This is a genomic window from Enterococcus sp. 3H8_DIV0648 (assembly GCF_002140655.1).
Taxonomy (GTDB): Bacteria; Bacillota; Bacilli; order Lactobacillales; family Enterococcaceae; genus Enterococcus_A; species Enterococcus_A hulanensis.
In genome coordinates this window covers 1135015-1156399 of record NZ_NGLG01000002.1, presented here as the reverse complement: position 1 = coordinate 1156399, position 21385 = coordinate 1135015, and the positions used below count along the sequence as shown (strand labels likewise).

At 43.8% G+C, this 21385-nt stretch carries 26 protein-coding genes and 1 pseudogene; 12 read left to right on the top strand and 15 right to left on the bottom strand.

Annotated features, from left to right (window positions below; translation table 11 throughout):
* The 11 genes and pseudogenes from A5875_RS23930 to A5875_RS21760 all read left to right on the top strand — a co-directional run.
* Positions 1-193, top strand: a pseudogene (locus A5875_RS23930) (hypothetical protein); the annotation flags it as partial.
* Positions 194-236: 43 nt separating this feature from the next.
* On the top strand, positions 237-413 hold the full coding sequence (locus A5875_RS23925; protein ID WP_176244776.1) for a hypothetical protein: 177 nt from the start codon (positions 237-239) through the stop codon (positions 411-413).
* 42 nt (positions 414-455) lie between these two features.
* Positions 456-644, top strand: coding sequence for a hypothetical protein (locus A5875_RS21800; RefSeq protein WP_254911922.1), 189 nt, complete (start codon positions 456-458; stop codon positions 642-644).
* A gap of 36 nt (positions 645-680) precedes the next feature.
* On the top strand, positions 681-863 hold the full coding sequence (locus tag A5875_RS21795) for a hypothetical protein (protein WP_088935656.1): 183 nt from the start codon (positions 681-683) through the stop codon (positions 861-863).
* A gap of 43 nt (positions 864-906) precedes the next feature.
* On the top strand, positions 907-1131 hold the full coding sequence (locus A5875_RS21790; protein ID WP_242551292.1) for a hypothetical protein: 225 nt from the start codon (positions 907-909) through the stop codon (positions 1129-1131).
* Positions 1132-1174: 43 nt separating this feature from the next.
* Positions 1175-1351, top strand: a complete 177-nt coding sequence (locus A5875_RS23920; RefSeq protein WP_176244776.1) for a hypothetical protein — start codon at positions 1175-1177, stop codon at positions 1349-1351.
* A gap of 36 nt (positions 1352-1387) precedes the next feature.
* The gene (locus tag A5875_RS21780; RefSeq protein ID WP_088935653.1) at positions 1388-1582 is read left to right on the top strand and encodes a hypothetical protein; all 195 of its coding nucleotides are present in this window, start codon (positions 1388-1390) and stop codon (positions 1580-1582) included.
* Positions 1583-1625: 43 nt separating this feature from the next.
* The gene (locus A5875_RS21775) at positions 1626-1814 is read left to right on the top strand and encodes a hypothetical protein (RefSeq protein ID WP_141108375.1); all 189 of its coding nucleotides are present in this window, start codon (positions 1626-1628) and stop codon (positions 1812-1814) included.
* Between the two features lie 202 nt (positions 1815-2016).
* Positions 2017-2655 carry a TetR/AcrR family transcriptional regulator gene (locus A5875_RS21770; protein ID WP_088935651.1) on the top strand — a complete coding sequence of 213 codons (639 nt, stop codon included), beginning with the start codon at positions 2017-2019 and terminating at the stop codon, positions 2653-2655.
* Entirely contained in the window at positions 2648-3277 is a 630-nt protein-coding gene (locus A5875_RS21765) for a DUF998 domain-containing protein (protein WP_088935650.1), read from the top strand. Before A5875_RS21770 ends, A5875_RS21765 begins: the two co-directional genes overlap by 8 nt.
* Positions 3278-3362: 85 nt before the next feature.
* Positions 3363-3827 carry a GyrI-like domain-containing protein gene (locus A5875_RS21760; RefSeq protein ID WP_088935649.1) on the top strand — a complete coding sequence of 155 codons (465 nt, stop codon included), beginning with the start codon at positions 3363-3365 and terminating at the stop codon, positions 3825-3827.
* Between the two features lie 64 nt (positions 3828-3891).
* Here the strand turns inward: A5875_RS21760 and A5875_RS21755 are convergent, their stop codons facing one another.
* The 12 genes from A5875_RS21755 to A5875_RS21700 form a co-directional block, all read right to left on the bottom strand.
* Positions 3892-4230: a type II toxin-antitoxin system PemK/MazF family toxin gene (locus A5875_RS21755; RefSeq protein ID WP_088935648.1), complete on the bottom strand. Its 339-nt coding sequence runs from the start codon at positions 4228-4230 to the stop codon at positions 3892-3894.
* Positions 4217-4477, bottom strand: coding sequence for a type II toxin-antitoxin system RelB/DinJ family antitoxin (locus A5875_RS21750; protein ID WP_242551293.1), 261 nt, complete (start codon positions 4475-4477; stop codon positions 4217-4219). Before A5875_RS21750 ends, A5875_RS21755 begins: the two co-directional genes overlap by 14 nt.
* Positions 4478-4733: 256 nt before the next feature.
* The gene (locus A5875_RS23915) at positions 4734-4877 is read right to left on the bottom strand and encodes a hypothetical protein (RefSeq protein ID WP_088935646.1); all 144 of its coding nucleotides are present in this window, start codon (positions 4875-4877) and stop codon (positions 4734-4736) included.
* A complete protein-coding gene (locus tag A5875_RS21740; RefSeq protein ID WP_088935645.1) occupies positions 4874-5137 on the bottom strand; it encodes a type II toxin-antitoxin system RelB/DinJ family antitoxin in 264 nt (87 codons plus the stop codon). Before A5875_RS21740 ends, A5875_RS23915 begins: the two co-directional genes overlap by 4 nt.
* Before the next feature lie 105 nt (positions 5138-5242).
* Complete coding sequence (locus A5875_RS24240) at positions 5243-5665, bottom strand: PTS sugar transporter subunit IIA (RefSeq protein ID WP_088935644.1); 423 nt, start codon at positions 5663-5665, stop codon at positions 5243-5245.
* A 17-nt stretch (positions 5666-5682) separates the two neighbouring features.
* Positions 5683-7113: a PTS mannitol transporter subunit IICB gene (locus A5875_RS21730; protein ID WP_088935643.1), complete on the bottom strand. Its 1431-nt coding sequence runs from the start codon at positions 7111-7113 to the stop codon at positions 5683-5685.
* Between the two features lie 14 nt (positions 7114-7127).
* Positions 7128-7661, bottom strand: coding sequence for an SIS domain-containing protein (locus A5875_RS21725; protein ID WP_088935642.1), 534 nt, complete (start codon positions 7659-7661; stop codon positions 7128-7130).
* Positions 7658-8566 carry a phosphogluconate dehydrogenase (NAD(+)-dependent, decarboxylating) gene (gene gnd / locus A5875_RS21720; RefSeq protein WP_088935641.1) on the bottom strand — a complete coding sequence of 303 codons (909 nt, stop codon included), beginning with the start codon at positions 8564-8566 and terminating at the stop codon, positions 7658-7660. Before gnd ends, A5875_RS21725 begins: the two co-directional genes overlap by 4 nt.
* A gap of 19 nt (positions 8567-8585) precedes the next feature.
* Positions 8586-9452: a MurR/RpiR family transcriptional regulator gene (locus A5875_RS21715; RefSeq protein ID WP_088935640.1), complete on the bottom strand. Its 867-nt coding sequence runs from the start codon at positions 9450-9452 to the stop codon at positions 8586-8588.
* 278 nt (positions 9453-9730) lie between these two features.
* Entirely contained in the window at positions 9731-9973 is a 243-nt protein-coding gene (locus tag A5875_RS21710; protein ID WP_088935639.1) for a hypothetical protein, read from the bottom strand.
* A 46-nt stretch (positions 9974-10019) separates the two neighbouring features.
* Positions 10020-11492, bottom strand: coding sequence for a lysine--tRNA ligase (lysS, locus tag A5875_RS21705; protein ID WP_088935638.1), 1473 nt, complete (start codon positions 11490-11492; stop codon positions 10020-10022).
* 495 nt (positions 11493-11987) lie between these two features.
* Positions 11988-15551 carry an InlB B-repeat-containing protein gene (locus A5875_RS21700; RefSeq protein ID WP_088935637.1) on the bottom strand — a complete coding sequence of 1188 codons (3564 nt, stop codon included), beginning with the start codon at positions 15549-15551 and terminating at the stop codon, positions 11988-11990.
* A gap of 287 nt (positions 15552-15838) precedes the next feature.
* Between A5875_RS21700 and A5875_RS21695 the strand changes: the two genes are divergently transcribed.
* Positions 15839-18379, top strand: a complete 2541-nt coding sequence (locus tag A5875_RS21695) for a LuxR C-terminal-related transcriptional regulator (protein ID WP_088935636.1) — start codon at positions 15839-15841, stop codon at positions 18377-18379.
* Positions 18380-18445: 66 nt separating this feature from the next.
* Here A5875_RS21695 and A5875_RS21690 read toward each other — a convergent pair whose 3' ends face one another.
* The 3 genes from A5875_RS21690 to A5875_RS21680 form a co-directional block, all read right to left on the bottom strand.
* Positions 18446-19135, bottom strand: a complete 690-nt coding sequence (locus tag A5875_RS21690) for a CPBP family intramembrane glutamic endopeptidase (RefSeq protein ID WP_176244775.1) — start codon at positions 19133-19135, stop codon at positions 18446-18448.
* Positions 19136-19654: 519 nt separating this feature from the next.
* Positions 19655-20506: a GRP family sugar transporter gene (locus A5875_RS21685; protein WP_088935634.1), complete on the bottom strand. Its 852-nt coding sequence runs from the start codon at positions 20504-20506 to the stop codon at positions 19655-19657.
* Positions 20507-20526: 20 nt separating this feature from the next.
* Entirely contained in the window at positions 20527-21312 is a 786-nt protein-coding gene (locus A5875_RS21680; RefSeq protein ID WP_088935633.1) for a glucose-1-dehydrogenase, read from the bottom strand.
* Positions 21313-21385 lie beyond the last annotated feature (73 nt).

Genomic DNA, 21385 nt, shown 5'->3' with positions numbered 1-21385 from the left:
CGCTGTAATCTCTACTGCTCGAATGGAAGGGATTGAGGAAGGAATTGATCTAGGAATTGAGAAAGGGATTGAGAAAGTGAAGAGAAAAGTTGCTCTTCGGCTGATCACAATGAACTTTCCTATAGAGAAAATCGTGGAAGCTACTGATTTAGACCTTGAAACGATCAAAAAGATAGAAAGTGAACATAAATGACTGTACGCCTGTTTAATACTCAGAAAGGAAAAAAGAGATGATTATGAAGATCAATAAGTCAAAAGCCATCACTGATGCCGTAATCTCTACCGCTCGAGAGGAAGAGAAGAGAAAATTTGCTCTTCGGTTGCTCAAGATGAACTTTCCTATAGAGAAAATCGTGGAAGCTACTGAATTAGACTTTGAAACGATCAAAAAGATAGAAAATGAACATAAGTGATGGTACGCCCATCTCATACTCAGAAAGGAAAAACAGATGATTATGAAGATCAATAAATCAAAAGCCATCAATGATGCCGTAATCTCTACCGCTCGAATGGAAGGGATTGAGGAAGTGAAGAGAGAAGTTGCTCTTCGGTTGCTCAAGATGAACTTTCCTATAGAGAAAATCGTAGAAGCTACTGAATTAGACTCTGAAACGATCAAAAAGATAGAAAGTGAACATAAATGATGGTACGCCCATTTCATACTCAGAAAGGAAAAACAGATGATTATGAAGATCAATAAGTCAAAAGCCATCACTGACGCTGTAATCTCTACCGCTCGAATGGAAGGGATTGAGGAAGTTGCTCTTCGGATGATCAAGATGAACTTGCCTATGGAGCTAATCGTGGAAGCTACTGGATTAGACCTTGAAACGATCAAAAAGATAGAAAGTGAACATAAATGATGGTACGCCCATTTCATACTTAGAAAGGAAAAAAGAGATGATTATGAAGATCAATAAGTCAAAGGCCATCACTGACGCTGTAATCTCTACTGCTCGAATGGAAGGGATTGAGGAAGGAATTGATCTAGGAATTGAGAAAGGGATTGAGAAAGTGAAGAGAAAAGTTGCTCTTCGGCTGATCACAATGAACTTTCCTATAGAGAAAATCGTGGAAGCTACTGATTTAGACCTTGAAACGATCAAAAAGATAGAAAGTGAACATAAATGACTGTACGCCTGTTTAATACTCAGAAAGGAAAAAAGAGATGATTATGAAGATCAATAAGTCAAAAGCCATCACTGATGCCGTAATCTCTACCGCTCGAGAGGAAGAGAAGAGAAAATTTGCTCTTCGGTTGCTCAAGATGAACTTTCCTATAGAGAAAATCGTGGAAGCTACTGAATTAGACTTTGAAACGATCAAAAAGATAGAAAATGAACATAAGTGATGGTACGCCCATCTCATACTCAGAAAGGAAAAACAGATGATTATGAAGATCAATAAATCAAAAGCCATCAATGATGCCGTAATCTCTACCGCTCGAATGGAAGGGATTGAGGAAGTGAAGAGAGAAGTTGCTCTTCGGTTGATCAAGATGAACTTTCCTATAGAGAAAATCGTAGAAGCTACTGAATTAGACCTTGAAACGATCAAAAAGATAGAAAATGAACATAAATGATTGTACGCTCATTTCATACTTAGAAAGGAAAAAAGAGATGATTATGAAAATCAATAAGTCAAAGGCTATCACTGATGCCGTAATCTCTACTGCTCGAATGGAAGGGATTGAGGAAGTGAAGAGAAAAGTTGCTCTTCGGTTGCTCAAGATGAACTTTCCTATAGAGAAAATCGTGGAAGCTACTGAATTAGACCTTGAAACGATCAAAAAGATAGAAAATGAACATAAGTGATTGTACGCCATTTCATACTCAGAAAGGAAATTGCATTGATTATGAAGATCAATCGTACGACGACTACCCCTGCGAATTTGCGGTCGCAGGGGTAATTGTCGTACGTCTTGTTTATTTTATGCTCGGGTTTTGTTGTAATTTGACAGGCTAATGATTATTAGCTAAACTTAGGCTAACAACTATTAGCCAAGGAGAAAAGACGATGGATAAATTACCTACGAAAGAGCGGATCGTCATTGAAGCGGCGCGGCTGTTCGCCACTAAGGGGTATGGCGCGGTGAGCGTCGATGAGATCGCGCAGGCGGTCGGGATCAAGGCCCCTTCTTTGTACAAGCACTATAAAAACAAGCAGGAGATTTTCGATGCGGTGCTGCAAGAAATGAATACACGGTATGAGAAAAATATGGCGGGCTTAATGCTGGATGGTCGTGATGGTAAGGCGGATGCGCCCTTGTTTGACGGCATGTCGGAGGAACAACTGGTGGCGCTGGGGCGAAAGCTGTTTGACTTCTTTTTGCATGATGAGTATGCGGCGGATTTTCGCAAGCTTTTGACGATCGAGCAGTTTCAGGATAGCGAACTTGCGGCGATGTATACCAAGCAATATGCGGATGATCCGTTGAGCTATCAGGGAATGCTGTTTGCTATGCTGGTCCAAGCGGGCGTGCTGGAGGCATGGGATACGCAGGTCATGGCGCTGCATTTTTACGCGCCAATCCAGCTTTTGCTGTCGATCTGTGATCGTCATTTGGACAGAGAAATGGAATGTGTGGAGCTGTTGGAGCGGCATATTCGCCAGTTTTATCGGTTGTACCGGATGGAGGCTTGCGGTCATGAGTAAGAAACGCGGCTTGATTCATTGGCTGGGGCTGCTGGGTGTGGTCAGTCTGCTATCTTATACCGCGGCGGTCGTGTTCAGCCCGCTGGCATATCCCGGCTACGACTGGATGGCGCAGGCGGTCAGTGATCTGAGTGCCGAGAACGCCCCTTCGCGAATCATTTGGAATCAGTTGGCTTCGCTGTCTGGTGTCGGCAGTGTCGTATCTGCTACGGTGCTTTGCGTTTATATTCAAGGAAAACTGACCCGCGCTTTGCGTCTGGGGATTTATTTATTTACGGTGATGATGTGGCTGTCGGCGGTGGGCTACACGATGTTTCCTTTGACGGACAGCGGATTTGCGGGGACTTTTCAGGATATCATGCACGTCGTTGTCACGGTATTGGTGGTTGTCCTGTCGCTGGCTTCCCTGCTGGTGATTATCGTTAGCTGCCTTCGCGGAAAATCCCATCCCTCATTAGCAAAATGGGCGCTGCTTGCCCTCTTTTTCATGATCGCAGGAGCGATTGGCGTCAATGCGGTGCCCCGCGACTATTTCGGCATCCCCGAACGGTTCAGCGTTTTCGCGGCGATGGGCTTTAATGCCGTTTTGGGTGTTTATTTGTTTCGTGACTTTGCCGACTAGAATTGAGCACTGACGGACAAGCGGAATCGGATGCTCTTTGCTATGATTTTCTATGACACAATAGAAAATGAAAAGAGGGCGTACAATGACTAGAATCGCGGATATTATGATCAAGGAACTGCCAGAACAGCACCTGCTGACGCTGCGCAGGACGATTAACTTTTTTGAAGAATACTCAGAGCTGATGGGAACAGCGGTCGGCAGCATCCTTGCTCTGATCGAAGAAAACGAGGCACAGCCTAGCAGCGGCCCGATCGTCTGCTTCCACAATATCGATTTGGAAGCCTTGGATGTGGAGATCGGCTTCGCCACGCCGCGACCACTTGAGGGCAAGGGCGAGGTGCAAACCCAGACGAACCCGATCCGCAAGATCGCGCTCACCATCGATCGCGGACCCTACGAAAAGCAAGATCCTACCTTAGAAGAGCTGATGAACTGGCTCCCTGCCTATGGTTACGAACCAGCCGGCGGCATCTATTATCACTATTTGAACGGCGAAGATCAGCCGGAAGACGAATATCTGACAGAGATGTATATGCCTGTGAGGTGACGAGGTTAAGCCCCCATCAAGATTTTGATGGGGGCTTTTGAGTGTATTGAGATGTGAATCTGGTCTAGGGTTTGTTGTGTAGTCTCAATTCTAATCGTTTCAAATCATTGTTACTCAACACACCTATTTTTTTCCACGTAATATCCTTTTTATCTTTTGGTATTTCATTGATTGTGCCTATATCAATCCACGATTCTTTTTTCAAGCCAGCTTGTTCCCAATCTCTAATCTCGACATACTGCTGCTTAATCGTTTCTGATTTCGTATGATACTTTGATGTTATAGAAAAAAACTGAATATTACTGTTATCGTCTTGAATAATATACACTGGTCTACGTTTTCCATTTGCGCTATTCGTAAAGGCAACATAAACTGTAGCTATATCACTTTTATTCATCTTCATTAATCCACTCATTGATTTTTTCGTCTGTATCAAGTCGTCTTACAGGTATATCCTCTGACAATCGTTGAACGCTTCGAGCAAGCTTACTTCTCTCTGATAGTTCAATTGAAAATGGAATTTTTCCTTGTTCTAGTATTTGTTTATAAAAGACTGTTATCGCTGTTTTGGGTGTTAATCCTAATTCATCAATCAATTTCTCAGCATCATTTTTCAAATCATCATCAATCGAAATTTGTAATTTGGCCATCTTATTCACCCCTCTTAGTTTCTTTTATTATAATACAAAAATAAGTACATAATCAATCATTAGACACTCCTTTTACACTCTTTTATCATTTCTTTATTTATTGATTTCATTCTTATTTATCTGCAATCGCAGTGATAAAGATTAATAGATTTTTGTTCCTATCAAGTGACGATGTTAAGCCTCCATCAAGTTTTGATGGAGGCTTTTGAGAGTATAGGTTTATTGAGGAGTCAGTTCCCTTGATAACGACATTCCTCTATTTTTCAGGACCATTTTCTTGCCCAACTAATTCACGCTGCTTGCGGTTAGCTTCATTAGCGACATATTTAAGAACCGTTCTAAATTCTTTGCTCGTCGCTTTTTGTTGAAACTCGCCTAAATCTCTATTATATTTCTTCATGATTTCATGCGCTTTTCTTTTTCAGTCAATTTCTCATCCGTATCAAGCCGTCTCACGGGCAGATTTTCTGACCATCGTTGGACATTTTGAGCCAGCTTGCTGTTCTCAGTTTGTTCGATGGGGAATGGGATTTTTCCATGTTCTACGATTTGTTTATAAAGCACCGTTATCGCAGCTTCAGGTGTTAAGCCTAATTCCGCAATGACTTTTTCAGCAGCCGTTTTTAACGCATTAGCCATTGATATCTGGAGCTTAGCCATCAGAGTCCCTCCTCGTTGTTTCTTCTATTATAGTATAAAAAGCCCCTTACAAAATGGATTAGGATTTTTTTCCTTGTCCACTTTATAAGGAGCATATTCTAAAAATTAGTCTTGTAAAATCGCAAGTATCTCAGCTTTCGTTTCAGCGTTGACTAGTAATGCAACATTTTTCTCATCCATTAGGATTAAGGCAATTTTGCTTAAAAGGGCGATATGATCCTCCCCTTTTCCCGCAATTCCTACCAATAGCTTTACTGCATTACCGTCAAAATCTACTCCCTCTGGTACTTGAATCACTGAGAGTCCCGAATGTAGAATACTGTCAGTGTTGGTAGTAATCCCGTGAGGAATCGCCACGTTATTGCCAATATAGACACTGACACTTTTTTCCCGCTCAATCATTTCCTCAATATAGGAAGCCTGTACATAGCCGTATTGTTGCAAAATTTGTCCGCAAGCTTTGATTGACTCCCACTTATTGTTAAATGAGGCATTGAGCATTATGTTATTTGTGGTTAAAACGTCCATGTCATTTCCTCCAAAATCTATTTTTCAAAAATGTCCTTGATTAATTGATCGTAGGTATCACCGTTTAGCAAATTATCCACTGGGAAAACTTGATTATCTAAAGAATTAGTCGTAAGAACATTTTGCACTCTATCTGCCAATGGTCGTGTAGTGATGATAATGTCGGAAGTATCAACTGTTTCCTGTAATGAAGCCACCGAGGAATGGATGACCTCGATGTCCAGCATCGCCTTTTTCAACTTGGTCTTCATGATGGATTCTCCCATCACACTGGAACCCATACCTGCATCACAGGCAAAAACAATCCGTTTAATCATCGCCTTCTCAAGCACAGGCTTTGTGGTATAATTATTTGCAGTGGATTGGCTTGATACTGCTTCATTTACAAGGGCATTATCAGCTTCTGGCAACAGTGTTTCTTCAGTCGTGCGATCGATTCTCAAGAAGAAGCCTGCTACCAGCATTGACACTAGCATACCGGCAAAGTAGGAAATGATATTCACCAATATCGTATCCTTTGTTGAAACGGATGCTAAAGCGAAAAAGCTCCCAGGAGAAATTGGAGCAACTGTCCCACCACCAAAGAACTGAATGATCAGAAGTGACACCATGCTTCCAGAGATCATCCCTAGTAAAGTTAGCGGTTTACTAAGGACAAAGGGATAGACTACCTCACCGATTCCACCAAAGAAATTGATAATCGCTGCTCCTGGAGCTGCTTTTTTCGCTGTGCCTTTCCCAAAAATTGAAAAAGCCAGCGCCACACCTAAAACACAACCGTTATTTGCTTCAATCATAAACAGCAACGATTTTCCTGCTTGCGTTGCTTGTTCAATGCCTAGGGGGATCATAATACCGTGATTAACCGCATTATTTAAGAATAAGACCTTTGCCGGTTGAACAAATAGAGCCATCAACGGCAACAACCCGCGTGATAATAGCGCGGAAACCCCACCGCTTAAAATTCCAATCAAAAACTCAATAATCGGCACAATACCTAAATAACCGATAATCATTAAGGAAACACCAAGAATACCTAAAGTAAAATTGTTTACCATCATTTCTAGTCCGGGCTTGATCTTGCCATCAAACCAGCCATCCAGCTTTTTCAACAGCCAAGCCGAAGCTGGGCCCATAAACATCGCACCAGCCAACATATTCATCTCAGCACCTAAGATAATACCCATCGTCGCAAAGGCTCCGATAACACCGCCCCGTTTGCCATGGATATTGAACCCACCAGTGTAGCCGATTAAAGCCGGTACTAAATATTTCATAGTTGGAGCAACTAGAACATTCAGCTTTTCATTCGGTAACCAACCAGTCGGAATTACCAGCGCTGCCAAAATTCCCCAACCAATAAATACACCGATATTCGGCATCACCTCTGCACTTAAGAAAGCACCTATCTTCTGAACCCTTACCTTAAGAGATACTGAATTCGTCATTCCTTTTCCTCCTATTATTGAAGATTTGCATGTCGGTCATTCATATACTCAGTCGAAATATTCTCTTTTGATTGGATGTAGCTAGATAAAGCATCTCCAACAATCAGCACCGATTGCTCGAATAAAGAACCCGCATGCTGCGTAGATGCAACCTCCGTTTTTGCAGGAATACATAAGTAACAATCAGACCGTTCGGGATTTTCGCGTACCGAGGAAATCAATACTGTGGTGCCACCATTTTTTTTAGCCGTTTCCAAGTGGTTCATGGTAACATTTGTTTTTCCAGAAGAGGAAACCGCCACTAGCACATCCCCTTTACTTATTGATGGTGTCGCCGCATCCCCTGCCACGTAAGCATCATATCCTAAGTGCATAAAGCGAATTGCCAAGGCCTTGACCATATTCCCGGAACGCCCCATCCCACTAAAGAAAATTCGATTCGCCCCGATTAGTTTCCCTGCAATGACAGTTAATTGTGTTTCGTCTAAACGTTGTTGAATTTCGTTTAATTCATCAATATTGTTTTTAATCAATCCTTGAATACTCATTTTGCCGCTCCTTTACGCTTAACTGGATGTCCGCCGATGGCTCCTCTTAGAGCTGCTAAGCATTGCATTTGTGGAGAATCTTCCTGTTGAGAACGGAATCGAGCTTGTAATGCAGCAGTTATTGTCGGCGTTGGTACCTTCAGCTTAATTGCTTCCTCTACCGTCCAGCGTCCCATACCGGAATCTGCCACATAGCCTTCTATTGAATTTAGTGTTGGATCTGGCTCTAAAGCTTCGATTACCTTGGATAATAAATGCGACCGAATCGAACACCCACCTTGATATGCCTGCATCACCGTCAAAACATCCACCTTAATATCCGAAGAAATCAACATTTCATAGCCTTCTGCATATGCTTGCATTAGTGCATACTCAACACCGTTGTGAATTGTCTTAGAATAATGTCCCGCTCCCGTATCACCACATAAACAATAGCCATTCGGTGCCGCTAAGGAATCAAAAAAAGGCGTTAATTTGTCATACAAATCAGGCTTCGCACCAACTAACAGCCCACAACCGTTTTTCGCACCAGAAACTCCGCCACTAACACCTGCATCAACAAAATTAATACCTAAATCCGCGAAATAATCCGCATTTTTCTTAGTATCTCTAAAATCTGAATTACCTGCATCTACAATAATATCTCCTTGGTCAACAGTCTTACTAAGCTCATGAATCAAGCTCTGGGTTGGTTCTCCCGGTGGCGTTTGTAACCAAATCACACGCGGAATTGATAGCGCCTCCAATAATTCAGTCAGACTAGCAACTGTTTTGATTCCTCGTTCTTGCGCTTGGTCGCGCGCGGCCTGCGAGTGATCCAAGGCGATCAAATCGTGTCCGCCTTTTACCCCTCGGGTTGCCATTGCTAATCCCATTTTTCCTAATCCAATAAATCCAATTTGCATCAAAATTCTCCCTTCAGGTTTATGCTTCATAATTTTTGAATTGCTTCAAATTCTCACTGATAACCTTCAATTGATTTTTAATATTTTTTCCGGAGTACATGCAAAATGCTACATATAAAATATCGACAAGTGTGTATTCGGACACGCGCGAAATCAACGGCTCTGGTTTATAAGAGAATCCTTTAGAAAAAGTATACAAGCAAATGTCTGCAATTTTAGCCAGTGGTGACATCGAAAATTGTGTAATCGCGAGTATTTTTACGCCATTTTCACTGGCAATTTTCAAAGCCGCGTTCAATTCTGTGTTGGCCCCCTCATGGCTCACCACCAAAATCACCTGATCAGGTTGACTGACGGAAGCCGAAATCGTCAATAGGTGAACATCTGTTAAGAGTTCAACATTTTTCCCCATCCGCATAAATTTCAAATAAGCATCCTGCGCTACGGAAATCGAACCACCTAAGCCAACAAAACTGATTTTTGTGGCGTTCGTAATTAGACGAATACATTCCTTTAATTCTTCTTCTTTTAAGTTATCCTCAATATCCATCAATCCCTGTGCATTATGAGTAATGACTTTGCGAGACAGCGTTAAAGCGCTGTCATTTGCGGTAATATCTTCGTAGGGAATCGAATGATCTACCTCTAAATCCCGAGTTATCGCCAGCTTGAAATCCGTCAGCTTGTCATAGCCCATCTTTTTAACAAAGCGGGTAATCCCGGCTACACTTGTTCCAGCTACTTCAGATATTTCCGTTGTTCTTTGCTTGACGAATTCTTCCGGATTTTTCAACACCTGCTGTGCGATCTTCTTATCAGAGTTTGTAAATGAGGGTTCCAAAGAATCAATTTTCTTCTGTATTAAATCCAACGTTCGTTTTTCCATTGTCCATTCCTCCAGTTTTTATCACCCACTTTCCAGCTAAAGTGATAGGCCTATACTTAACAATTGTTGCCTTTATCGTAAATTATTTACACAAATAAGTCAACTTATTTTGAAAATAATTTTTACTGATCTATACGAAAGAAAATTTCGCTTATTACACCTGACTGTTCCTCAACCTCATCGAATATTGAAGAATGATCACATAAATACAATTACAGAAAAGACTATTGTTGTTTTGTAAAAAAGGGCATTTAAATCAAAAAAACTATCAATCATCCTCAGTTGAGAGAATGATTGATAGAAGATTTGCATTGAATAATTTCTGTATTCGTATGTATAAATTCTTCAGTTGCCTCCAAAGTGTCGAGTCGTTTGATCACATAGAGTGTTGCAACATCGTTTCCTTGTGCTGAGAAAATGTAGACAAAGACTGAGGTACTGAAGTTGATCCCGACGACCACTGCCGTATAGCTCTTGTCACTTTTCAACGCTACTGGTTGTTTGAAGACAATATACGCCACGAATATTCCAGCATTTGTATGAAGGTGTATTTTACAAAAACACCACCTACATTTCCTCACCTTTTTTATCAGGGCGCATCAGCGGAAACAGCACGGAATCTCTTAAATTCGGTGTTCCGGTGATTACTTGGATCAGACGATCGATCCCCATTCCCCAGCCGGAGATTGGCGGCATCCCATGCCGCATCGCAGTAAGGTACTCCGTGTCCATCACCATCGCTTCTTGGTCGCCATCTTTATTTAACTGGGCTTGTTCTTCCAGTCTGAGCGCTTGCTCGGCCGGATCGACCAGCTCTGAGTAGCCATTGATAATTTCAGCGCCGTTAATGATTAATTGGAAACGATCGGTAATTTGCGGATCTTCATCATTGGCTCGCGCCAGTGGTGACAGCTCAATCGGATGCTCTGTTAAAAATGTGGGCTGAATGATTTGTGGGCGGCTCACTTTTTTATAAAGCAAATCAATCAAATTTCCTTTTCCCATCGCAGCTAAATCGTCGCTAGTATTCAGCTCAATCTTGTTTCTTTTGATTTCAGCCAATAAGCTTTCCGCCGTTTCAAACTGGTTGATATCGATGCCGCAGTCTTTTATCAGCAGCTCTCGGAAGGTGACGATCGGCCACTCGCCGGCAAATTCGACCGAATGATCATTGATGGTGATCGCGGTTTTTCCGAAAACTTTTTCGATCACTGAAACGAGCATGCGCTGCAGGAACTTCATATTATCTAAATAATTATAATAGGCGCAATAGGCTTCCAGCATCGTAAAATCCTGCAGGTGGGTAGCGTCCATCCCCTCATTGCGAAAACAGCGGGCAAATTCAAACACTTTCGTAAACCCGCCAACGATCGCCCGTTTCAAGTACGTTTCAGGAGCGATCCGCAGGAAGACATCGATATCTAACGCATTATGATGCGAGACAAAAGGCTTCGCCAAGGCGCCAGAAGGCTTATTGATCAGTACCGGTGTTTCGATCTCAATGTATTGTTCCTCTTCCAAATAACGGCGAATCGCCTGAATCATTTTCGTCCGTAACAAGAAGCGCTCCTTGGTCTTCTGATTCATAATCAAATCAAGGTAGCGTTGACGGTAAATCAGCTCAGAATTCTGCAAGCCATGGAATTTCTCCGGCAGCGGCAGGAAGCTTTTCCCCAAAAAAGTATACGCCTTGACTCTTAAAGTCTTCTCTCCGGTTTTGGTGGTAAAGATGGACCCTTCCAGCCCGATAAAATCACCTGTGTCAATGATTTGCTGGAAGTGGTTATAGCGTTCCTCACCGACCTCATCTTTTTTGATGGCGGCTTGGACTTGACCCGCGATATCAGAGATCCGGAAAAACGTGAGCTTTCCGATTTTACGAAAAGCGGTTATTCTCCCTGCGATTTTCACGTCTGTCGTCCCATCTTCTAGTGAAGCCACCTTGCAAATCTCTTCATTCACTTCATATCTGTCAGGATAAGGAGTCTTTATCTCCTTTACCTTTGCGATCCTGACCTCTTCCAATGATAAATTCTCCATCTCGATTCCTCCTTATAATAAAAAAGAAGCCTCCGTCCATAAAAGGACGAAAGCTTTGTTTCGTGGTACCATCTTTTTTCATCTATGCCTCTCGGCACAAATCTCTACAAGTACGGGCAAATAGCCGATACTCTGATGCTATAATGGGCATTCCCATCGCAGTCTCAATACAAACCTGTATAGTCGGTGCGCCGCTCGGAGTCTTTTCAGTAAGCCTCTTTTGTACCCTCTTTCAGCAATCAAGGGCTCTCTGTAACAAAAGCTGAAGCAAACATTCTCTCTTCATCGCGTTCAATATTTTCTTAGTATAATCACATAAAGCCTATGAGAAGTCAAGCTTAAAATAATGTGAATAGCGCAGATTTCCAATTAATTTCGACCGTATTGGTGTTGAATTTTCTGTTATTTTTTGATCGTTCATTTCCGCTGAAATTTGTTGATCCAAAAAAGCTTTTGACAAAGAATTGCTCCTCTGTCAAAAGCTTCAGCGAATGGTTATTTTTTATATTTTCTCCAACTTGTGATTGCGGCAGCGACGGCGGAAAAGCCTGCGAGCATCAAACCTGAGCTCGTCAGCATGCCTGTTCCGGGGTAGCTCTTTGCCGTGGATCTTGTGCCTCGGTTTGTTGAGGTTGGTGTTAACTTGGTTGGGCTCGTGACTGTACTGCCTTTTTGGATCGGCACCAGATCACTGACCGCCTGTTTCAGATTCCTCACAGCGGCTTCCACTGCTTCTGGGTCCGCCGCTGGATCAGCCAGCAGGGCTTCGGCTTCGTTTAACGCCGCTTCATATTTTTGCCAGCTGGCATCTGAGTAATTATTTTTATTGCGGTGCTTGTCTTTTTCTTGTTTCACTAGTTCTTCCAGCTCTGACTTGGTCGCCTTCCATTGAGCATAGAGTGTGATCGAGCCGTTGTTTGCATCAACGAGGTTCTTCACTTCTTGTTCGTCGGTCAGCGCGGCGCCTTTGCCGTCTGCTTGGGTGTTCCAGCCGTCAAAGCGATAACCAGCGCGAGTCATTGTACTGCGGGTCAGCTTCGGCAGTTCGATCACACTATCGATCGTGTAATTGATCGGCGCGATCGGTTCGCCCACGGTTGTAAAGGTCAGCGTATAAGTGATCAGCTCCCACTTGGCGGTCAACGTGAGATCGCCTACAGTTCCCTTTTCTAGCTTCGTTACTTTTTCATCCCCGTCATACCAGCCTAAGAATGTATAGCCTTTTTTAGTCGGGGTCGGTAAATCTGTGACTTCTTCGTCTGGCGTGAACGTCACTGGATCAATCTCATTGCCTCCATCACTGTTGAATGAAAGGGTGTATTGGTTTGCCTTCCAATGTGCGACTAGTTCAATATCTTCGGTACTGCCGACCGGAATATTCTCTACTTTTGAATCGCCATCATACCAGCCGAGAAACTCGTATCCAGCTCGAATAGGTATTGGCAATGAATCAATCCCTTGCTCAATGGTGTACGTCATTGGCTGGATTGACTCTCCTCCCTGACTATCAAAGTTTACCTGATAGTTGATGGCTTCCCATTGCGCATGGAGTGTGAAGGTGCCTTGATCCACAGCTGTCAAATTTTTAACGCTCGCTTCATCTTCATATGCTGCTCCGCTGCCATCTGCGGCTGTATTCCATTCAGTGAAGCGATAACCCGTCCGCGTAAAGTCATTTTTCATTAAATTGTGCTCTTGGTCGTAGAGGATACCAACTTGAAGCTTTTGATTTCCTGTGCCGCCATTTGGCATAAATACAATGTCATACTTATTTGGCGACCACTGAGCATACAGTTTAACGATGGTACCATCTTGATATGCCAGATTTTTGACTAACTGTTCATCCTCATAAGGGGTGCCTAACCCTTCTCGATCGGCTGCCCAACCAGTAAACTGGTACCCAGTTTTTTCAAACGAATTCTTCGTTAAATTTTTTTCTTCATTATAGTCAAAGCTTTGATCGTGGGTCTGCTCGTTGTCCTCATTACTATAGAAACGAACGGTATATTGGTTGAGCCGCCAATTTGCCTTCAAATTCAGCGGTGCCTGAATCGGTGTCTCAAAGTCGAATGGTTGGTCGTTCATCAGCCAACCAGCCAGCTGGTGATGTTCATTTGTCCCATCGTAGCTTGGTGTCGTTGCCTTTTCCCCGTCAAAAATCGATTGGTCAGCAACAGAGCCGCTGCCGCCATTTACATCAAAGCTGACGTTATGTCTGGTCTTGATTTTGTAAGTGATAGGTCCATTTTCCGAATAATTATTATGCCCTTCAACGAAGTCTGCCGTACTGTCATAAGCAGTAGTAAGATCCTCAGTCACCCAGTGATAGGTCGTTTTTCCAGCGTTGATCGGAGCAGGAAGATCAGCCAGTTTGAAATTGTTGTTGATAAATTCGAACTGATTGGACAGCGTGAGGGTCGTTAATTTTGGACAGTTATTAAACATACTGTTCATATTTTGTCCTTTGTCACGTGTCTTAAGTGAACTTAGGTCTATTTCGCTTAAATTAGTACAGCCCTCAAACATCGCATTCGTATTCACTTGACCCTTATTTTTGAACGTAGACAGATCAAGCGTTTCTAAACTGCTGCAGCCTTGGAACATCGCACTGAATAGAAAGACATTTTCAACACTTAGACCTTCCAAATTCAGCTCTTTAAGTGCAGAGCAATTGGCAAACATTTCAAACATGTTGGTAACATTTCTACTATCCAGACCGTTAAAATCAACGTATTCCAACTGACGCATGTCTTTGAACAAGTGGAATAATTCTTTCCCGCCTGTGACATTTTCAAAACGAACTTGGGTGATAAGTTCGTTATAAGGTTCTTCACGCCATGGCGTGCTTTCATTCGTAGCACTATTCACTGTCCCATTTGATAGCACCAGTACAAATTCTCCATCTTCATACACGACTGTCCAGTTGACTTGGTCGCCACTTGCACTTTTCCAAGTTCCACCTACCTTCTTCTCGATCGTATAGGTATGATCATCGCTATCTGAAAGCTCCCGATGACTATTTATCATTTCATCAGTTGAGCCGAACTGCTGCTGGGAGTCATCATCTCGGACCCAGTAATGCTTATACATACCATCGAAACCAGGCAACTTCCTCAAAAACATATTGCTATTCAATTTAAACTGGCTATTAATTGTCAGTTCTTCCAAACTCAAACATTCATTGAACAGCTTGTACGCGCCGAATTCAATGTTCGTATAAAAACAGGAAAGGTCTACTGTTTTTAAAGCCTCGCAACCACTGAACATGGTGTTGATATTCTCAACATTATTAGTGATTAGCTCACTCAAATCTGCCTCTTTTAATAATTTGCAGTTCAAGAATAAGGATGCCATAACGGATACATTTTCAGTGTTTAACTTTGTCAAATCAACCTGTTCTATACTTGTAGCACCAAGCATATGGGCCATTTCTGTAACGTTCGAAGTGTCTAGACCAGTAAAGTCCACCTTTTTTAAGCTTTCCATTTGATAAAACAATGAGTTTAAAGTATTTCCACCCCCAACATGGTCAAATCGAACCTCGGTAATCTTATTTTTATACTTGTCCGAGAGCCAGGGGGTCTGATCGTTAGACGCAGTTGTCAATATACCATCAGACAGTTCCAATACACAGTTTCCGTTAGGCTCTTCAGTAACTGACCAGTTGACTGTATCATTTCCCTTCTCCCATATTCCTTTATCAGGATCACTGTCTTGAGTTGCTGATTGCGGCTGGTCTAACCTAGAATCTTCAGCGGTAAGCTCGGAATTTGGGGCTGAGAGTACTGAATCAGCAGCCGTATTGTCTGATAACTCTTCCTGCGGCTCGGTATTACTGGGTTCAGTCGTTTTCTCTGCGGGTTGAGTGGTAGCAGCGGTGTCACCTAGCAGCGGAGTCTCTAGCTGTGACTTCGCTTGGTCGACTTCTTCTTGGGTCAGCGTGGGTTCTTCCACCGCAAAAGCTGTGATCGGCGGCAGCACATAGCCCGAAAGGATAAACATTCCGACGGTGGCGACACTGATCAGCTTGCCTCTGTTCCCTCTGCTTGCTTTCTTCATTTAAGTTCCTCCTTCAATCGAATGAGCAGATGTTAGTACTTCACGTTATTTTTATCTTTCTATTTCATTATAAAACGGGTTTCCGCCCTTTTGTTTGAAGTGGAAGGGGTTTCTTTTTCGCCTCAAAACCGGCAGTTATGGAATGCGGTATAGGGTTTTTGTAACATGTTTGTAACATAAGCAAATGGACGACTTGGTCAAATACTTTTTGATATTTGCGCCAAGCTATTTTACACTTAATTTGATAGGGTTTTTACAGTGAATTTGCTGGAAGGAGGTTCCTTTTAATGCGTCCAATCAACGAGCCAAATGCTAAATTTTATGCCCCTGCGCTTGCCGAAAATATGGTGGAGCGTCCGGCACTTACCAAAATATTGAAAAAAGCGGCAAAAAAAAGAATCGTTTTCGTGTCTGCGCCAGACGGCTTTGGCAAGACCACGGCGGTAGCGCAATGGCTCCGGCAGTCGGAGCAGGAGGTCTTGTGGCTGAGCTTGTATGAATACGACAATGCTCCGACAATCTTTTTTCATTTATTGTGCGAGCGGTTTTGTGCTGTGCAGCGGGAAAATCAGGCGCTATCAGACATTTTGCATGATCCGGCCTTCAACGCGAATCCCGCGGACAATACGATCCGATTGCTCCAGCAGGTCAATTTCGCTGAGCAGGAGTATGTTTTGGTGATCGATGATGCGCACTTTCTTTCAGATGAAAAATTGCAGGAGGCCTTTTTAGCAGTTCAGCAGCATTTCCCTGAAACGGTATTGACCGTCCTCATTACCCATGATGCGATCCCGCCTAAAACACTCGCGTTCGCAGGCGGCGAAGAAACATGTGCCCTGATCACTGCAAAGGAGCTGGCCTTTACCACCACTGAAATCAAGAAATATTTCCGCCGCTTCAATCGGCGCTTAACAGAAGCAGAAGCCGCCTTGGTCAAGCAGACGACCAAGGGCTGGGCGATGGGCGTCCATGTACTGGCCTCGCAAAAGATCGATCCGAATGACCAATCCGATCGAGAGCTGTTCCAGCATTACTTTGCTCAATCGGTCTGGGATTTACTAAGCAGCGACCTGCAAGACTTCCTGCTGCGAACCTCGATCGCAGCTAAATTGACCCCTGAACTGGCGGATCGGCTGACGAATCGGACCGACAGCAGTCGGCTCTTGGCAGAATTAGCGACGCAAAATTTGTTCATTACTTGCTTCAATGAAGAGCATTATCGCTATCATCCGGTGTTCGCCGCCTTTTTGCAGGAACGGCTGGCCCAGCGGGAAAAGCGGCTGGTTGAAGGGCTTTATCAGATCGCCGCCGATTATTGGCTGGAGCAAAACGAGGTCTTCCTCGCTCGCGGGTACGCCTTCAAAAGCGGCAGTCAGGAACGAATCACTCAGACAAATTACGCGGTGGTCAACACCTCAGGCCGGGGAACTAATATCTCGGTTGAGGAGTTTCTCAATATCTTTTGTACGTATTCAAAAAACACGTTGTTTGCGGAAAAGGATTTCCCTTACCCGTATCTTTATTCGCAGTTTGCCGGCTATTACTTCCTGATCGGAGATGCGGCGATGACGGAGTATTGCCTCGATGCCCTCTACGCGAGCCTACCAACGATCAAAGCTGATTATCCCCAGTTTTTGGCGGATGCGCTGCTGATGACCTTTGTTGATTATCGGAAGGAGCTGCCGCAGATTCTCAAGGAATTTCTAAAATCGCCGGCCTTGTCAAAGTTCAAGGAACGCTTGGCGTGGAGTACGATCACGATGCAGCTGCCCTTTATCCACCGCTCCAGCAGGGATATGTGCGGTCTAGGAGGTTTTTCAGGGTTGAAGATTCCTACTGCTACCAATGCGATCCTCGGCAGCCGCGGAACTTCTATGATGCTTTTGATACAGGCGGGACTTTTATTTGAGAAGAATCAGTTGAGAAAAAGCTTGGCCTTGTTGAAAAAAGCCGGTGCTTTAATGGATCAGCCCGACATCGATGAGGAGACGATCTTTTGTTTCTTGATGCAGCAGCTGGCGCTCTATCAGGCATTAGGCGAAGACGATCGGGTAAAAGACGCGGAAAAGGCTTTGACCTACTTTTTTAAAACCACTGATAATCAAGTATTCCGAAAAAACTATCAAGCCTTCCAGACTAGACGTGCTTTGCGCAACGGCGATCCTGTCGCCGCCAAACAATGGCTCGCACAGCTTTCTAAACACGATCATTCCTTCGAGCTGTATCGAATCTATCAACACGGCACCACCGCCCGCGCGTTATTGGTTTTGAATCAAAAGGCTGAGGCAGCGCGCTTTTGCCAGCGGCTGAAGCAGTTGGCAAAAGATTTCCGCCGTCCTGCGGATCTCGCGGAGGCATTGATTTTGGAGGCTGTTTTAAACTGGCATACCAATCAGCAGGCCCCAGCCGTCGATTTATTGAAAGAGGCACTCTTAATGATGCAGGAATATGATTACGTTCGCGTGATTGCCGCAGAAGGCGCAGCCGTTCTGCCGATCTTGGAGCGGCTGATGACCTTCCATTCAACAAAGGAACCGAACCTGAAGTCAGGCTTTTTGAACAAAGTCCATGCGCTAACGCAAAAAAACGCCCAGCAGCAGTCGGGCATCGCGAAGAACTTGCATCCGGCGAGAAAAAAGCTCTCCAAACAGCAGCTGCGGATGCTCGATTTACTGGCACAGGGCTATAAAAATGCCGAGATCGTCGAACAGACGGGGCTCACCATCGCTACCGTCAAGTATCATTTAAGTGCCGCCTACCGCAAACTCGGCGTGACCAACGGCGCAGATGCCGTCAAAGCAGCGAGAAAAAGAAGGATTCTGAAATAAAATAGGATCGCCGCAAAGCTGAAAGCTTTAGCGACGATCCTATTTTCGCATGTAGCAAGGATTCATTTAGCCGATACCAGACAATACATGGTTCAGCAAAAGAATCAAAAAGAGCAGATAATCATAGATCGTATGGCAAATGATCCCTCCCCACAAACTGTCGGCCTTTTTCCAAGCATAGTTGAATGGAATTCTGGTCAAACCGATAACGACCAGACATTGATACCAGTTCCATGAATACGTGTGCAAATGCAGCATCCCAAAAAATAAAGCACTGATGATACTGCTCAGTATAAATGCATGGTTTCCTTCAAGCTTTTTTGCCAAATAATAATAGACAGGCAAAGCAATCGCCGCAGTTATCAGTTCCTCGCCTGCTAATGAAATCCAAGTCGTCAGAAAAAAATAGACTTTTCTCAAAAAATCACTGTTAATAATAATTTGAGCGACTGGATTTTCCGCTTCAGGGCTTTGAAAGAGAAAACTGCCGAATTTGGCTGCCGCTAATGACAGAAACATACTGAGAATGACGAAAATAAGAATCGCTTTCCAACTGCCTTTTCGTATGGGCTTTAACAATCGCCGATAAGCCTCTGGTCCAAACTGAACAATCAAGGCCGCCGAAGAAAAGACTACCAACCATAACCAGGCGATCGGCCACCTTTGTGTTCTTCCAATAAAACCAATAATCAATAAAAATGGTGAAATAATAAGTCCTAATGTACTGAGTTTTCTCTGTTCGATTTCCTCAAACATGCACCTCATCCTCCTTTATAGGTTTGGTCTTCCTGGAGAAATTCTACTTGATCCAATCTGTCCGCCCTCCCTTTTTTTGTAGTTATTTTCTATTTTAATTATATGAAATTCTCAGCGATGTTTGTGCAAACAGAACAAGGTTTCTTTCATAGGTAAACTAGCTGTTTTTTGAAAAAGGGTCGAAGGTTTTTGTCATATTTTTGTAATATTCATCTGGTGAACAGGACAATCGCCGGTGCTTCAAAACAGTAGCAGCACAGATAAATTCAGCGCAAAACCTTGTTCTTATCGCAATCAAAGATAAAGCCATACCCTCATTTTCCCCCAACACTTTTTAAGAGAATGGACTACCGAAAATCATTTTATTTTTAGGAGCATTTACCATGCAAAAAGCCCCTTATCCAAATTTCTTTTAAAAAGTAAAATCTTTTGTTATTTGGTTCTTTCCGCAGCTTTGTTGAAGACCAGCAAAAAAGCCTAAGAAAATGATCCAGCTCACTTTCTTAGACTTTTTCTTTCTTATAAAAAGGTGGTAATAATACTGCCGACAACGATCAGTGTTAGGCCGATCAAGGTGAAGCGCAATTCCTTCGGCGTTTTTTTCTCTTTAAGGATGAACATGCCGCCGAGTGTCGAGATCACGACATTCAGCTGTGTGATCACATAGGCTGTCGCAACGCCATTGCCTTGTGCTGAGAAAATGTAGGCGAAGGCTGAGATACTGAAGATGATCCCGACGATCACGGCCTTATAGCTCTTGTCACTTTTCAGCGCTGTTGGCTGTTTGAAGAGAACGTAGATCAGTGCTGCTGCAAATACCCCCAGCATTTGCGGGAAGAAGATCGCCGCGCCAGAGGCATCGACTAATTTTGGCAGTGCGCTGTATACCCAGTACCCAACGCTTGTGGTTGCCAAGATGATCAGCCCTTTGCTCAATCCGATCTTGTTGCTGGAATCCTCGGTTACCGCAGTCAGTGCCGCACCGATGATCAATAAGATAATCGCGCCAAAGCCGATGATCCGTGAAGTCGTTCCGGCCCATTCGTTAAAAAGCAGCATCCCGATCAAGGAAGTCCCCACCAGCTGCAGACCGGTTGAGATCGGCATGGTTCTTGAAACCCCCAGCAAATTAAAGGCCATGTATTGCCCCGTTTGACCAATCACCCAAAAAGCCCCAGAGGCCATCGCCAGCATAAACGTTCCTAGAGAAAGGCTCTGATCGGTAAAGAAAAAGTAGACCACCAGACCGACGAGCAGTGTCCCGATCCCCGTTCCTAAAATCTCATTGACGGGCCGTCCCCCGATTTTTTTCAAAATCAGCGGTTGAATCCCCCAGCCGATCGCTGGAATTAATGCAATTAAAATATTCATCCGTTACAATCCTTTCTGTTTTAGCCTTTGCCGCCTTGAAATGCTGGATAAAGCGTCATTCCACCGTCTACGAACAGCGTGATTCCCGTGACATAGCTGGATTCCTCCGAGGCTAACCAAGCCGCCGCTGCCGCGACCTCGCTAGGATCACCGATTCTTTGCATCGGTACCATGCTGGTGGTGGTCTTTAATTGCTCCGGATCTTCGAATTTCTTGGCATTGATCGGAGTATTGATCGCGCCAGGTCCAATACAGTTCACGCGAATGTTGCGAGCCGCATATTCCATCGCGACGGATTCCGAAAAGAGTTTTACCCCTCCTTTTGAAGCCGCATAATGAGCAAAAGTCGGCCACGGAATTTGTTCATGCACCGAGGACATATTGATGATATTGCCTTTTTTGTCCTGCTTAAGGAAATAATTCAACGCCGCCTTCGTTCCTAAGAAGACACCGGTTAAGTTGACTTTGGTTACCTTCTCCCATTCTTCCAATGGCAGTTTGTGGGTCTCATAGCGATTTTCCATCCCCGCATTATTGACCCACAAATCCAAATCGCCAAACTCCTTGATCGCCGCATCGATCAGCGCCTGATTGCCTTCTTCTGTGGATACATCCGCTTGAACCGCGATGGCTTTGCCGCCAGCCTTTTCGATCAGCTCGACTGCCTCTTGGGCCCCTTCTTCATCTGAATGATAGTTGACGACGATCTTCATTTGCTCTTTTCCGAAGCGTTCCGAAACGGCCGTGCCGATCCCTTTTGATCCGCCAGTGATGATCGCTACTTTGTTTTTTAAGTCGGTATACATCTGTTCTCTCCTTCATGTGTTTTAGTAAGTTGTTTAATAATTTTTCATCGTACTTTCAGTAAATATCCTACCT